Annotated in this window: 15 protein-coding genes; 12 read left to right on the top strand and 3 right to left on the bottom strand. The window is 38.8% G+C overall.

What is annotated here, in order from left to right; translation table 11 throughout:
* Window positions 1–52 precede the first annotated feature (52 nt).
* From CDOM16190_RS05900 to CDOM16190_RS05890, 3 genes are read left to right on the top strand one after another with little or no spacing between them, the layout of a single operon-like run.
* Entirely contained in the window at window positions 53–1,012 is a 960-nt protein-coding gene (locus CDOM16190_RS05900; protein ID WP_170019305.1) for a sugar ABC transporter substrate-binding protein, read from the top strand.
* A complete protein-coding gene (locus tag CDOM16190_RS05895; protein WP_170019304.1) occupies window positions 999–1,745 on the top strand; it encodes an ATP-binding cassette domain-containing protein in 747 nt (248 codons plus the stop codon). The genes CDOM16190_RS05900 and CDOM16190_RS05895 overlap by 14 nt, the downstream gene beginning before the upstream one ends.
* Window positions 1,738–2,679 carry an ABC transporter permease gene (locus CDOM16190_RS05890; RefSeq protein WP_170019303.1) on the top strand — a complete coding sequence of 314 codons (942 nt, stop codon included), beginning with the start codon at window positions 1,738–1,740 and terminating at the stop codon, window positions 2,677–2,679. The genes CDOM16190_RS05895 and CDOM16190_RS05890 overlap by 8 nt, the downstream gene beginning before the upstream one ends.
* A 27-nt stretch (window positions 2,680–2,706) precedes the next feature.
* Here the strand turns inward: CDOM16190_RS05890 and CDOM16190_RS05885 are convergent, their stop codons facing one another.
* A complete protein-coding gene (locus tag CDOM16190_RS05885; protein ID WP_169972903.1) occupies window positions 2,707–3,816 on the bottom strand; it encodes a cation diffusion facilitator family transporter in 1,110 nt (369 codons plus the stop codon).
* 161 nt (window positions 3,817–3,977) lie between these two features.
* Here CDOM16190_RS05885 and rho point away from each other — a divergent pair, with 161 nt between their 5' ends.
* Complete coding sequence (gene rho, locus CDOM16190_RS05880) at window positions 3,978–5,330, top strand: transcription termination factor Rho (RefSeq protein WP_211437420.1); 1,353 nt, start codon at window positions 3,978–3,980, stop codon at window positions 5,328–5,330.
* A gap of 37 nt (window positions 5,331–5,367) precedes the next feature.
* Here rho and CDOM16190_RS05875 read toward each other — a convergent pair whose 3' ends face one another.
* Together CDOM16190_RS05875 and nusA are read right to left on the bottom strand one after the other, a co-directional pair.
* Window positions 5,368–7,191, bottom strand: a complete 1,824-nt coding sequence (locus CDOM16190_RS05875; RefSeq protein ID WP_502707513.1) for a DNA polymerase III subunit gamma/tau — start codon at window positions 7,189–7,191, stop codon at window positions 5,368–5,370.
* Window positions 7,192–7,494: 303 nt separating this feature from the next.
* Window positions 7,495–8,601, bottom strand: a complete 1,107-nt coding sequence (gene nusA, locus CDOM16190_RS05870; protein WP_170019302.1) for a transcription termination factor NusA — start codon at window positions 8,599–8,601, stop codon at window positions 7,495–7,497.
* A gap of 145 nt (window positions 8,602–8,746) precedes the next feature.
* On the opposite strand from nusA, the gene CDOM16190_RS05865 reads away from it, so the two are divergent.
* From CDOM16190_RS05865 to CDOM16190_RS05830, 8 genes are all read left to right on the top strand, one after another.
* Window positions 8,747–8,989, top strand: a complete 243-nt coding sequence (locus CDOM16190_RS05865; RefSeq protein WP_169940004.1) for an HP0268 family nuclease — start codon at window positions 8,747–8,749, stop codon at window positions 8,987–8,989.
* Complete coding sequence (gene miaB, locus CDOM16190_RS05860; protein ID WP_283956943.1) at window positions 8,986–10,299, top strand: tRNA (N6-isopentenyl adenosine(37)-C2)-methylthiotransferase MiaB; 1,314 nt, start codon at window positions 8,986–8,988, stop codon at window positions 10,297–10,299. The genes CDOM16190_RS05865 and miaB overlap by 4 nt, the downstream gene beginning before the upstream one ends.
* Window positions 10,280–10,915: a lysophospholipid acyltransferase family protein gene (locus CDOM16190_RS05855; protein ID WP_170019300.1), complete on the top strand. Its 636-nt coding sequence runs from the start codon at window positions 10,280–10,282 to the stop codon at window positions 10,913–10,915. Before miaB ends, CDOM16190_RS05855 begins: the two co-directional genes overlap by 20 nt.
* A complete protein-coding gene (locus CDOM16190_RS05850) occupies window positions 10,899–11,372 on the top strand; it encodes a hypothetical protein (RefSeq protein WP_170019299.1) in 474 nt (157 codons plus the stop codon). Before CDOM16190_RS05855 ends, CDOM16190_RS05850 begins: the two co-directional genes overlap by 17 nt.
* Complete coding sequence (locus CDOM16190_RS05845; protein ID WP_170019298.1) at window positions 11,369–11,596, top strand: excalibur calcium-binding domain-containing protein; 228 nt, start codon at window positions 11,369–11,371, stop codon at window positions 11,594–11,596. The genes CDOM16190_RS05850 and CDOM16190_RS05845 overlap by 4 nt, the downstream gene beginning before the upstream one ends.
* 66 nt (window positions 11,597–11,662) lie before the next feature.
* Window positions 11,663–12,679 (top strand): DUF8341 domain-containing protein, encoded by a 1,017-nt coding sequence (locus tag CDOM16190_RS05840; protein ID WP_170019297.1) that lies wholly within the window; start codon window positions 11,663–11,665, stop codon window positions 12,677–12,679.
* Window positions 12,669–13,196 (top strand): PilN family protein, encoded by a 528-nt coding sequence (locus CDOM16190_RS05835; protein WP_170019296.1) that lies wholly within the window; start codon window positions 12,669–12,671, stop codon window positions 13,194–13,196. The genes CDOM16190_RS05840 and CDOM16190_RS05835 overlap by 11 nt, the downstream gene beginning before the upstream one ends.
* Window positions 13,189–13,716, top strand: coding sequence for a hypothetical protein (locus tag CDOM16190_RS05830; protein WP_170019295.1), 528 nt, complete (start codon window positions 13,189–13,191; stop codon window positions 13,714–13,716). Before CDOM16190_RS05835 ends, CDOM16190_RS05830 begins: the two co-directional genes overlap by 8 nt.
* Window position 13,717 lies beyond the last annotated feature (1 nt).

Genomic DNA, 13,717 nt, shown 5'->3' with positions numbered 1-13,717 from the left:
TATAATTATTAAGTAACAAATTTGTCATAAAAATTAAATTTAAGGAGCAAATATGAAATTTAAAAGTGTTTTATTAAGTTGCTTGCTGCTTGCAAGCTCGCTTACGGCAGGCGATAAGCTTAAAGTTTATTTTGAAGCGGGAAGTATCGGCGATAATTTCTCAAGCGTTATCTCAAACGGCGCAAAAATGGCGGCAAAAGACCTAAATGTCGATCTTAAGGTGGTATATTCCGAGTGGGATCCAAACAAGATGGTTGAAAATTTCAAAAACGCCGTTGCAACATCGCCTGACGGCATTATAGTGATGGGTCATCCCGGAGACGAGCTATATCAGCCTCTTATCAAAAATGCGATAGAAAAAGGCATAAACGTAACAAGCATAGACACCGAGCTTCCAAAAAGCCTAGAAGCCTTTAAGTCAAGCGGATTTGGCTACACTGGAAGCAACAACTACGAAAGTGGCAAGGCGATGGCACACGAAGCGGTGCAAAAATTTGAGATGAAAAGCGGCGAAAAGGTGATGGTATGGGGTTTGCTTAGCATGCCTGTAAGAGGCCTTAGAGCAAAAGCAATGCTTGAAGTGTTCAAAGAAAAAGGGCTAAAGGTCGAATATATCGAAATTTCACCTGAGATAAACAAAGATCCAAGCCTAGGACTTAGCGTATTTAGCGCTTACATGGCAAAACATCCTGACACCAAGCTGGTAGTGCTTGACCACGGAGCTCTAACGGCGCAGTCACCGCAGTTCATGAAAAGCCTAAATTTGGATAAAGAAAAGCTAAATATCGCAGGATTTTCGCTATCTCCTGCTACGATTGCAGGCATAAAAGACGGCTCAATCGATCTGGTTGCCGACGCACAGCCGTTCTTTCAGGGGTATTTTAGTATCGTGCAAATCGTAATGAGCAAAAAATACGGATTTTCAGGGTTTAAAGTTGATACCGGCGGAGGCTTCATTACAGCTAAAAACATAGCTCTTATCGAGCCGTTAGTAAAAAATGGCATCAGATAACGCGATAGAGCTTAAAAACGCTTTTAAAAGTTTTGGCAAAACCAAAATTTTAAAAGGCATAAATTTTAACCTAAAAAAGGGCGAGACGATCGCTCTTTTGGGCGATAACGGAGCGGGTAAATCAACTCTTATCAAGTGCCTTTGCGGCTATGATAGGTTTGATAAATTTGATAGCTTTAGCGTGCTTGATACTCCTATAAAGAGGGGAGAATTTGACCTGCTAAAAGCTAGAAATTTAGGCATGGAAGTAGTCTTTCAAGATAGCTCGCTTGGGCTTTCTCAAGAGATTTATCGCAACATCTTTGCCACGCGCCATATCACGAAATTTGGGCTCATAGATAGGAAAAAAGAGATAGAAATTTCAAATCAAATTTTAAAAGAGTTCATGGGCTTTAGCGGAGCGGGAATTGATGCCACAAGCCTTGCAAGCAACCTAAGCGGAGGCGAAAAGCAAGGGCTTGCCATAGCTAGAGCGATTTATTTCAAATCGCAAATTCTCATTCTTGATGAGCCCACAACCGCGCTTGGAGTAAATGAGACCGAGCGGTTTATGGGCTTTTTGGATAAACTCAAAGAGCAAAATTTAAGCATCATAATCATCACTCACAACCTAAATCAAGCCTTTCATATCGCCGATAAATTCGTGCTTTTACGAAGCGGAGTGATAGAGCAAGAACTAGATAAAAGCGAAATTTCGGATCTAAATTCACTCTACAAGGTATTTTATGAGTAAAAATTTAGTCATCACCGCGATACTTTTTGTGATTTTAGGAGTGTTTGCAGCCTTTTCGCCTGAGGTGTTTTTAGCCAAAAACATCTATTTTAGCTACCTAACCTCTGTGCCTATCATACTCATACTCTGCCTTGGTCTGCTTCCTCTTATCATCTCAGGCGAGTTTGACATGAGTTTTCCTGCGACGATGGCGATGAGCGGATTTGTATTTTCTTACGTTTTTAAAGCAAGCGGAAATTTAGCCTTAGCTACGCTTGCAAGCCTTAGCTTTGGTGCACTTAGCGGAGCTTTTAACGCAATTTTGGTTATAAACGCAAAAATACCTTCCATTATCGCAACTATCGGCACACAGTTTTTCTGGCGGGGGCTTGCGGTGGTGCTAAGCGGAGGACTTTCGCTATCTTTAGCGAGTGCCGAAGGCCTCATGAAAGAGCTTTTTGTAGGCAGACTTGCAGGAATACCCGCTCAATCAATCATCGCGACCGTTTTGGCGATACTAACTTACATCATGATCTTTAAACACAAATTCGGAGACAATATCTTGTTTTCAGGCGATAACGCAAAGGCCGCTAAAATGCTAAGCATAAACGTTACTAGAAGCAAATATCTGCTTTTCATCAATATGGGCGTGATGAGCGCACTTGCAAGCATTATCTTGAGTCTTGAGTTTATCAACTGGTGGCCTACGCAAGGAGACGGATACATGTTGCTTGTATTTGCGGCGATCTTTATCGGCGGTACGGGTGTAAGCGGAGGAAGCGGAAGCGTATATGGAACGCTCATAGGCAGCATAATCATTGGCATAATGGAAAGCGGTATCGTAGCCATGGGCTTTGACGCATTTTATACGAGAGTGATTTACGGAGCTATCATAATCGTATCTGTCGTAATATACGCTAAATTTGATAAAAATTCCAAAGCGCGCAGCTTCTAAGCAAACTTTGCGCGCCAAGGATAAATTCTAAGCAAACTCCCTATCGATAACGATAAAAATTTTATATCCGGGAAACTGCGCCGAAACGACACTTTCCATTTTGGCTCTAAGCTCGTCTAAATTTCGCTCTTTAAAGCTAACCACGACATCAAATCTAACCGTTTTTTTATCCGTATTTATAAAAAATGCGTGTAAATTCAGTATGCTTTTAAATTCGCTTAATAGATTTTTCACGCACTCTTTAGTGTCGTTTTGTCCTAAATTTACGCTATAAATTCCAAACACAAGATATATGCGATATCTGCGGTAAATTTCTATCTGAAGCTCGTTTAAGCGCTGAGAAATTTCTGAAATTTTCATATGCTCGTCAACTTCTACGTTTATCGAGCCTACATATCGCTCAACACCGTAGTTATGAAGTATCAGATCATACGCATCAAGGACTATCTCGCACTCCTTAACCGCCTTATAAATTTCATCGCTTACTTCTTTTTCCACTCGCCCGCCGATAATTCTATCAAACGTCTCTTTGATCAAAATCACGCCGTTATAAATGATAAAAAGCGAAGCCAAAGCTCCCGCATAGCCGTCAACTTGGATATTTGCAAAGTACGAAAGTCCTGCGCTAACAAGTATCACGCAAGATATTATGGCATCTCCCAAAGCTTCCTGTCCGACTGCTTTTAAGGCTATGGACTTGGTTAAATTTCCCATCTTTTTATAGTAAAACGCTATGGCAAATTTTACAAATATAGCGATGAAAAGTATGGTTAAAAGAGCCGGAGTAAATGTCGTAGTAACAGGCTCTATGATGTTTTCTATCGAGGTTTTTAAAAACTCAAAACCAAGCATTAAAACTATGATAGAGACTATAAGCCCTCCGATATACTCAACCCTTCCGTATCCGTACGGGTGGCTCTCGTCAGGTAGCTTTTGGGCAAGCTTTGATCCGAAAATCGTTATCAAGCTTGAAAATGCGTCGCTTAGGTTATTTACCGCATCAGAGATGATAGCTACGGAATTTGAAGCAAGGGCTATAAAAATTTTAATGCTTGCTAAAATCACGTTCGTAACTATACCTATAAAAGCGGTTTTTATTATCTTTTTTTCACGTTCGCCGTCTTTAAAATCCATCATTTTGAACTCTCATTTTTAAATTTTAACGGCATTTTAGCACATTTAAAACAAATCAAAACTTGACAACAAAACTAAATTTATATAAAATACGACCCAAATTAAAGCTTCTTTTGAAACTTAAATCAATCTACAAAAACACCCATACTTTATAAAGAGGATATATGGAAAATAACGCAAATCAAAATGGCGTAACCCAGCCAAATTCAGAGAATACAAAAACTTCCAGAAAACATCAAAACACACGAACTCACATCCCTGTTGACGGACATAAAATCGAAGAACTTCGCACACTAAGCCTAGAAGAACTTGTACAGATAGCAAACGGCGTAGGTGTCGAAAACCCACGCGAATTTCGCAGACAAGATTTGATATTTGAAATCCTAAAAACACAGACCAAACAAGGCGGTTTTATATTATTTACGGGGATTTTGGAGATTACCAACGAAGGTTACGGATTTTTACGCTCGGTTGATGCGAATTTAAGCGACAGCTCTAACGACGCTTATGTTTCAAACTCTCAAATTCGCAAATTCGCCCTGCGTGTAGGCGACATAGTAACCGGTCAAGTTAGAGAGCCAAAAGATCAAGAAAAATATTACGCCCTGCTTAAAATCGAAGCAGTTAATTACATGCCTCTAGCGGAAGCCAAAGAAAGGCCGCTTTTTGATAACTTAACTCCGCTATTTCCTACGCAAAAACTTCATCTTGAGTATGACGCGATGAAGCTTACGGGTCGCGTGCTTGATCTCTTTACACCTATAGGAAAGGGGCAGCGCGGACTTATCGTCGCACCTCCAAGAAGCGGTAAAACCGAGCTTATGAAAGAGCTTGCTCACGGTATCGCAAGAAATCATCCCGAAGCGCACCTCATGGTGCTTTTGGTTGATGAGCGCCCTGAAGAAGTTACCGATATGCAGCGCTGCGTAAAAGGCGAAGTGTTTAGCTCGACTTTTGATCTTCCCGCGCTTAATCACGTGCGAGTTGCCGAGCTCGTTATCGAAAAAGCAAAGCGTTTAGTTGAAATGGGCAAGGATGTCATCATCTTGCTTGATAGTATAACCCGTCTTGCACGCGCCTACAATACCGTAACTCCGCCAAGCGGCAAGGTGCTAACGGGCGGTGTTGACGCAAACGCACTTCACAAACCGAAAAGATTTTTCGGAGCGGCTAGAAATATCGAGGACGGCGGAAGTTTGACCATCGTCGCAACAGCGCTTATTGATACAGGTTCAAGAATGGATGAGGTTATATTTGAGGAGTTTAAAGGTACTGGAAATAGCGAAATAGTGCTTGATCGCAACATCTCAGACCGCAGAATTTATCCGGCTATCAATATCTTAAAATCAGGCACAAGAAAAGAAGAGCTTCTTCAAAAGCCTGACGAACTTCAAAAAATTTGGGCTATACGCTCGGCCATCGCTTCAATGGATGATGTGGAAGCGCTTAAATTCCTGTATGCAAAAATGCTTAAAACAAAAGACAATAAAGAGCTTTTATCGATATTAAATGATTAAAATTTGAGTCTTTTAAAGCTCAAATTTTAGTTTTTTACTAACTCAAATTTAAAATTTCAGGTTCGCCAAAAAGCCTATGCGCCTCTTTTAATATAGCTTGGTTTTTAGCGTTTTGCAACTCTTCGGGCGATTTTGACTCGATTGATTCGGGCTTAAGCATAGTAGAATCGTCTATCTTGACCTTTACTTCGTGGATTTCGCTTGACTTACTTGTATCCTTGCTTTGCTCCTCAATCTTTTCAAGCTCCATATCAAGCAAGGCCATATCATCAACCACAATGCCCGAATCGGTTTGAAATTTTAGCGAATAAGCGGTAGTAAAATCCTCGGTATTATCTCTTTTATCGCCAAGATAAGGCTTAAAATTTGACTGAAACTCTTGACTTGGCTCGGCTAAATTCGGACTTGAAATTTGCTCCATATCTTGCTTGGCTCTAGCCATATCGCTCTTGGATAAATTCGCTTCGTTTTTATCGTCTATTTTAGGCTGAATTTCTTTTGGGGCAATCTTAATCTTTGCCTCTGGACCAAAATTCGCACGTAAAATTTCCATTATAATTTTTGAACTGGAGCGCAATTTTTCTTGGTTGGCTCCGCTTGCATTTGAAGAAAGGCTAAGGCAGTTATCTTTAAACTCCAAAAACTCAATGCACTCCTTAAAGCACTCTCCAAGAGAATAATCTCTATCGTAAATTTTATCCAAAAACAGTTCATATGGGCTTTTTGATACCATTTTAGCAGGCGTATTTACTTGAGCCTTTTGAGCCTGCTTAGCCGTAGGAGTGCTTAAATTTAAGCCCTGCTCTTTTAGCTCAAAATTTCCTATCATGTCGTCAATAGGCTTTAAATTTATCGCTTCCATCATCATAAAAAGCATTATGCTAAGCACGAAACCGTTATCGCTACTTACGCTAAGCATGCTCTTGGCTTCAGATAAAATTCTAAAAAATCTCTCGTATAAAAGCAGTGAATATTTGTTGCTTCCGCTTAAAAAATTCTCTTTTAAATTTGCGATTAATTCATCAATTATCATCTCTCCGTCATAGCTCTCAATCTCGCTTACAAGCCTGCTCATCGTGGCTCTATCGCCGCTCATCACGACTTGCATAATCTCTTCGATACGTGCAGGATCTAGCAGCCCAAGCATATCGGCAACCACGGTTTGAGTGATCTTTGCATGCGAATAAACAATAGCTTGATCAAGCAAAGTAAGCGTATCCCTAAGTGAGCCCGAGCCGCTGCGAGCGAGAATTTCTACGGCCTCGCTCTCATACTCTACACCCTCTTTACTTAGAATAAATTCAAGATGTTTGATGATATTTTGCTTTGAAATTTGCTTAAATCTAAAATGCTGAGTGCGCGAAAGCACGGTAGCTGGAAGCTTAAGCGGATCGGTTGTAGCAAGGATAAATTTCACATAGCTTGGAGGCTCTTCAAGCGTCTTTAAAAGCGCATTAAAGGCTTCGCGAGTGAGCATATGCACCTCGTCTATGATAAAAATTTTATATCGCGCAGCCGCAGGAGCGTATTTCGTCTGCTCGATAAGCTCTCTGATGTCATCTATCTTTCTGTGGCTTGCCGCGTCCATCTCGATGATATCGATGTGGCGAGACTCGTTAGCCATGACGCAATGAGAGCACTTTTCACACGGCTTTGAAGTGGGACCGTTCTCGCACACTAGAGCCTTTGAAAAAATTCTAGCGCTTGAAGTCTTACCGCTTCCGCGAAGACCCGAAAACAGATACGCATGAGTTAGGCGATTTTCGCTAAGTGCGTGAGTTAGGCTTTTACTTACCGATTCTTGTCCGATAAGTTCGTCGAAATTTCGGGGGCGATATCTAAGTGCGAGTGCTTGCAACACAAATTTTCCTTAATTTTAAATTTCTAGATTGTAGCCGTTTTTGCATAAATTTTTAATATAGTGAAATTTTTGGATATAATCGCGAAAATTCAAAAAACAAGGGAAATAAATGAAAAAAGTGTTGCTTGTATCGATGATATTTTTAGCCGGATTTTTACTAAGCGGCTGCGAGAGAAACGACTACCAACATCCGCTTCACAGATCTACTAAAAATAAATAATTTGGTTTAAATTTACGCTATTTTAACTAGCAAATTTACTCTTCGGCAAAGCTGTTTTTAGCCTTGCCGAATCAAATTTCAACCTACAAATCCCCAAACAGAGCCTTAAGATCTTTCATGCTCTCTTCTTTATCTTCGGTTGCTTTCACGCTGCCAAGCTCGACAAGCTCGATTTCAAATCCGCTCAGCATGCTTGCTAAACGTATGTTTATACCGCTTTTGCCGATCGCCTTGCTCTTTTGCTCGCTTGCGATAGTTACGACGGCTTTTTTCTCATCAACGATCTTAACGGCACTTATTATAGCAGGCGCCATCGCTCGAGTTATAAGGATAGTCGGCTCACTTGAAAACTCTATCGCATCTATGTTTTCTCCGTTTAGCTCTTTTGTCACGGCATTTATGCGCACGCCCTTAGTGCCGACCGTTGCGCCCACGGGATCTACATTTGGAGTTGTTGATATAAGTGCGACTTTAGCTCTTTCGCCCGGAATTCTAGCGCTTGCAGCGATCAATACAAGTCCGTCTTTGATCTCTGGGACTTCGGCTTTTAAAAGAGCTTCTAAAAATTTTGGAGATGTCCTACTAAGCTCAACTCTAATGCCTTGAGATTTATCTATATACACGCTTTTAATAACTGCTTTTACGACGTTTCCGACTCCAAATTTCTCGCCTTTGATACGGTTTTTACGCGGCATAACGGCACGAATTTCATCTATCTCTATGAATGTATTTTCTTCGCTATCTACGCGAGTAACGGTTCCAAATACCATTTGCCCTATCATATCTTGATATTTTTGGAAAATTTTCTCTTCCATTAGGCGCTGTATGTGGTATTCAAGCTCTTTATGAAGCGTTTGAGCGGCGGTTCTGCCTAGATTATCCGTGCTTAGCTCATAAGTAAGCTCATCTCCTACCTCAACCCCGCTATCTATCTTTTTAGCCTCATCCAAGCTTAAAAAATGCTCGTTATCCTCTTGCAAACGCTCATCGTCATTAGCCACTATCGTGATTTTTTGATACAAACGAAGCGAGCGACTTGCACTGTCTATAACGACATCATATTCGTAATTTTCGCCATAAACGCGCTTAGCCGTATTTACAAGAGCCCTTATAACGCGCTCTTTTACATCCTCTATCTCCAAACCTTTTTCGTTTGCTATTGACTCTATGATATCTGCTATCTTTTCCACTATATCTCCAAATAATAAATTTCACGGGATTTTATCTGCGTAGATTCGTATTATATAAAATATATACTTTTAATAAGTTTAATAGCCATTTTATGATATTTTTGATATATTAATAGATTACGAAACAGAACTTTAAGGATAAAAGATGGAGCTAAAACTAGCCAGAAACGAGATTGACGCGAAACCAAAGACAATTTCGCTCGATAAGATCGAAGCCGCAGTTTCCAAAGATGGACAGAAAATTTTTTATTTCGATAAAGACAATAGCCACAAGCAGCTAATCGCCCTAATAGAGCATTTTGAAGAAAAAGGGCTAAGCGTATATCATAGAACTGTCAAATACGGACTTGACGAGAACGACTACATGTATGAGGTTCATATTCTTTGAGTAACGCAACGCAAAAAAAGCTCTTCATACAGACATTAGGTTGTGCTATGAATGTGCGCGATAGCGAGCATATCATCGCAGAGCTTAAGCAAAAAGAGGACTATGAGCTAACAGATAAGATGGAGGATGCCGATCTCATCCTTATCAACACTTGCTCGGTTCGCGAAAAGCCTGTTCATAAGCTATTTAGCGAAGTTGGGAGCTTTGAAAAAGCCAAAAAAAGCGGAGCTAAAATCGGAGTGTGCGGTTGCACGGCAAGTCATCTTGGGAGTGAAATTTTTAAACGCGCCCCTTATGTGGATTTTGTTTTGGGCGCAAGAAACGTAAGCAAAATTTCACAGGCCGTAAATACTCCAAAATTTATAAGCACGGACATAAACCACGACGAGAGCGAATATGCCTTTGGAGAATTTAGAAGCTCTCCTTATAAATCACACATCAACATCTCTATAGGCTGTGATAAGAAATGCACCTATTGTATCGTGCCGCATACCAGAGGCGACGAGATCTCAATACCTGCAAATTTGATCTTAAGCGAAGTTAAAAAAGCAGCAGAAGGCGGCGCTAAAGAGATATTTTTACTAGGACAAAACGTAAATAACTACGGCAAGCGCTTTTCAGCCTCGCATGAGAAAATGGATTTTAGCGATCTGCTGGTTAAGATTAGCGAAGTAAACGGAGTTGAGAGAATTCGCTTTACTAGCCCTCATCCGCTTCATATGGATGATAAATTTTTAGAAGTTTTTGTAAATAATCCCAAAATTTGCAAATCAATGCACATGCCGCTTCAAAGCGGTAATACAAAAGTTCTTCGTGAGATGAAGAGAGGATATACTAAAGAGTGGTTTTTAGACCGCGCACTTAAACTTCGCTCGATGTGTCCTGATGTAAGCATAAGCACCGATATCATCGTGGCTTTCCCCGGTGAAACGGACGCTGAATTTGAAGATACGATGGATGTGCTTGAGCGTGTTAGATTTGAGCAAATTTTTAGCTTTAAGTACTCCCCTCGCCCTCTTACAAAAGCGGCAGAGTTTACAAATCAAATTCCAGATAATATCGCTTCGGCTCGTTTAACAAGGCTTCAAAGCAGGCACAATGAAATTTTAGACGCGATAACAGCCTCTCAAAAAGATAAAATTTTAGAGGTTTATTTTGAGGAACTAAGAGCAAACGGCGCAGTTGCCGGAAGAAGCTTTAATAATTTCTTAGTTCAAGTAGATGGCAGCGAAGAGCTACTTGGCAAAACACTAAGAGTAAAAATCACAAATCCAAAAAGAATGGTTCTTTATGGCGAGTTGGTGGGCTAAATTTAAAAGAGCGCTCTTTATAAATTTCACCACTTACGCCATATATTTTCTTATTTGGCTCATATTTTTAACCTGCAAAAAGACCTACTCAAAAACAAATTTAGAAGCTCCTGCTCATGTCGTACTCTTCTGGCATGGGCGCATAGCCATGATGAGCTTTGCCTACCTCCACTGGTGGAGCAAATTTAAAAGGCACGGCAAAGTAATTATCAGCGATCATAAAGATGGCGAGATCATCGCAAGAGTAATTAAATTTTTTGGCATAGGAACTATCAGAGGAAGCAGCTCAAAAGGCGGCGCAAAAGCTCTTATAAACGCCTTTAAAGAGATCAAAGCCGGCAACGACGTGATAATCACTCCTGACGGCCCAAGAGGTCCGCGCCATAGCATAGCGGACGGAGCCGTTATAATCGCTCAGAAGCAAAACGTAAATATCCAAATTCTAAACTACGAAGCAAGTAAATTTTGGCAGTTTAAAAGCTGGGATAAGATGATATTGCCAAAGCCGTTTTCAACTATAAATTTTACCCTTTCAGAACCTTTTAGCGTCGCAAATTTAAGCCTTGACGACGCTAAAAATTTGATAAAAAAGAAGATGGGTGCTAGCGATGAATAATAAATTTTTCATAGTCGTTTTAGCTACCGCCATCATCGTCGGATCTTGGGTGTTTTTTGCTACAAACAGCTCATACCAAGAGGCTTTGCAGTCTAAATTTTATTATGAAATCGGAAACTACAAAAAAGCACATGAACTTGCTCAAAAAGCCTATGAAAAAGACATCTACAATAAGATGGCAAATACAGTTATGAAACAAAGCGAAATCGCGCTAAAATACACAAGATACATAGAAGAAGCAAATGAATATCTGGAGCAAATTTTAAAGATAAGCAAGTCTAGCGAGGTTAGCAAGGTAGATACTAACCGCATACGCATAATGTGCGAGATCATTATCGAAGGATACGACAAACTAAAGCCTTCAATGCTAACGCCAAAAGATATCCAAGAAGAAGCAAGAGATATGCGAGATAAATTTGTAAAGCTTAAAGAGGAGCTGTTTAAGGAGGAAATATGAGATATTTAGTTTTAGTTGCTTTTTGCATGAGTATGCTTATTAGCGGAGATAAGATTGATTGCTCCAAAAAATACTACTGCTCGCACTTTAAGGATTGTGATGAAGCGATGAAGTATTTAAAAAAATGCAAAAGCGAAAAGAATGGTGGCAACCAAAGGACGGATGGGGATGATGACGGTGTGCCTTGTGAGAGTCAACATTGTAGCCACATCATATTAAGATAACATCGTTTTAATTGCAATTAATGCTGATTTTAGGTAAGATAAAGCACTATAAATTTTAGGAGAATTATGTCGTTTTCTATTCGCCGTTTTTTTAGCGTTTTATACCTTAGCGTAGTAATAGAATCCAAACAATGCCTATTTTACGGTATAGTGACAAGAAATGGCAAAACGATAAAGACTATTAAAGCAGAATTTGACAATGAAGATCCAGATGTCTTAAATGAAAAAATCATAGACTTTATAAAGCGTCAACAAAAAGAGTACAAATGGGTCTATATAGCCGTATTTTTCGACTATATGGGACAAGGCGCCATTGCTTGCAGAAATGAAGATGAATTTAAATTATTTAGCATAGATCCAAAAAATATAAGCTTTACTAAAATTTCTGATGGATGGTTTGTATACGCCAATCTAATGGATATTGCGCAGATGAAAGTAAAATTTAAGCCAATCGGTATTGATTTTTTATACTCTCCGATAGCTCTTATGCACAAAGCCATTATTGATAAAAAAGAAAATAAAAAAAATACTCTTTATATATACAGCCATAAAGACTCGTTTGCAATTTGTATAGCAAACAAAGGCAAATTTAAATTTGCATCCTTTACAAAAACCGGTGAAAATATCGGAGTCTCGTCAGATGATGATTTGGATTTTAACCAAGAAAAAATAGACGATATAGATGATTTTATCGCTGAAATTGATTCCGATGTAGAGAGTTTAGACGGAATTGATAATCTTGATAACATGCTAAAATCAGGCTCAACTACAGATGATTTTGCTGATCTTGATTACGATATAAATATGCCGGTATCAAAAGACGTGGCGACTTCCGTATCGATATTTGGACGCGATATGAGTATGTATCAATATATTGTAAACACTCTTAAAGATTTTTATCTAAATCCGATGTATGACGGCGATTTTATTGAGCAAATAGTAATTTTTGATAACATAAAAACAAGCGCTACCTTTCTACACTATTTAGAAACCGAACTAATGGTAGAAACAGCAGCCTATCCTGTCAACACGCTTAAAATGATGACTGAGCTTATGATGAGCGAGGCTAAAGATGACTTATAGATATAGCCTTATAAATCCTGCTAAAAAGCCGTTTTTAACTCTATTTAGTAAAATTTGGTTTATTTTCATAGGTAGTGTTTTTGTCCTTTTGCTGGCTCTGAATCTATTTTTAGTCTTTAAAAATCACTCATTACAAAACAATATAGAGAACCTAAAAACAAATTACAATACAATCTCAAAAGATATCAAAAATATTGATGAAATCACGGCAAAACTACAAGAGCAACGCGAATGGGCATATGAAATTTTTGCTTCAAATACGATATTAAAACAGAGTCTAAACAATCTTTTTGATCTGGTGCCAGACAGCATAACATTAAACGAAGTAATAATGCATAAAAACTCTCTTGTAATAAAGGGCGTAACGCCAAGCAAAGATACTTACAATATGCTACTTTTAGCCCCTTTAAAATCGATATTTAATACCTCAAATACGACTTTTTATCAGCTTCAAAACGGATGGCTAAATTTCATTAGCACAAACAAGATTAACAATTCGGAAGGCTACAATGAGTAAAGATACAAGTTTAGAAGAGATTGATATAGTCAAGCTTTTAATCTATGTTTTAATATTTATCGTTGTATGCCTTGTAATGATATTTGCGTTCATTGTGCCAAATATCAAAGACTACCGAGAGGTTCAATACCAAAACCGCATCCAAGCGGCCAGCGTAACAAAGATAAATCAAATTTACAATAGTAAAAATTCAACTCTAAATGATATAAAAGAGAAAGATAGGCTTATATTTAAGGCATTTGATACAAAATTTAGCGAGGATAACTTCACAAAATTTGCAAAAAATTATTTTAATGAAGTAAAACTAAGTCATATAAACAACGATTCAAACAAAGAGCAATTTTTTAGATATGAACTAAACGTAACTAGCAATATTTTAACTCCGACCAAGTTTTACAACTTTATTGACGCTCTTACAAAATACGATAATATTATAAAAGTTGATTTTCCTATACAGATGCGTGAAAATAGTAGCAAGATACACACTACTTTTAATATCAAAGTTTACGGACTTAAGTAGT

The organism is Campylobacter sp. RM16190, from assembly GCF_012978835.1.
Taxonomy (GTDB): domain Bacteria; phylum Campylobacterota; class Campylobacteria; order Campylobacterales; family Campylobacteraceae; genus Campylobacter_A.
The sequence above is the reverse complement of the archived record's forward strand: the minus strand, read 5'-3'. Positions and strand labels throughout refer to the sequence as shown.

Coding starts and splice junctions, on each gene's coding strand:
- CDOM16190_RS05900 (WP_170019305.1), top strand. CDS start 53: ATGAAATTTAAAAGTGTTTTATTAAGTTGCTTGCTGCTTGCAAGCTCG.
- CDOM16190_RS05895 (WP_170019304.1), top strand. CDS start 999: ATGGCATCAGATAACGCGATAGAGCTTAAAAACGCTTTTAAAAGTTTT.
- CDOM16190_RS05890 (WP_170019303.1), top strand. CDS start 1,738: ATGAGTAAAAATTTAGTCATCACCGCGATACTTTTTGTGATTTTAGGA.
- CDOM16190_RS05885 (WP_169972903.1), bottom strand. CDS start 3,816: ATGATGGATTTTAAAGACGGCGAACGTGAAAAAAAGATAATAAAAACC.
- rho (WP_211437420.1), top strand. CDS start 3,978: ATGGAAAATAACGCAAATCAAAATGGCGTAACCCAGCCAAATTCAGAG.
- CDOM16190_RS05865 (WP_169940004.1), top strand. CDS start 8,747: ATGGAGCTAAAACTAGCCAGAAACGAGATTGACGCGAAACCAAAGACA.
- CDOM16190_RS05855 (WP_170019300.1), top strand. CDS start 10,280: ATGGCGAGTTGGTGGGCTAAATTTAAAAGAGCGCTCTTTATAAATTTC.
- CDOM16190_RS05845 (WP_170019298.1), top strand. CDS start 11,369: ATGAGATATTTAGTTTTAGTTGCTTTTTGCATGAGTATGCTTATTAGC.
- CDOM16190_RS05840 (WP_170019297.1), top strand. CDS start 11,663: ATGTCGTTTTCTATTCGCCGTTTTTTTAGCGTTTTATACCTTAGCGTA.
- CDOM16190_RS05835 (WP_170019296.1), top strand. CDS start 12,669: ATGACTTATAGATATAGCCTTATAAATCCTGCTAAAAAGCCGTTTTTA.
- CDOM16190_RS05830 (WP_170019295.1), top strand. CDS start 13,189: ATGAGTAAAGATACAAGTTTAGAAGAGATTGATATAGTCAAGCTTTTA.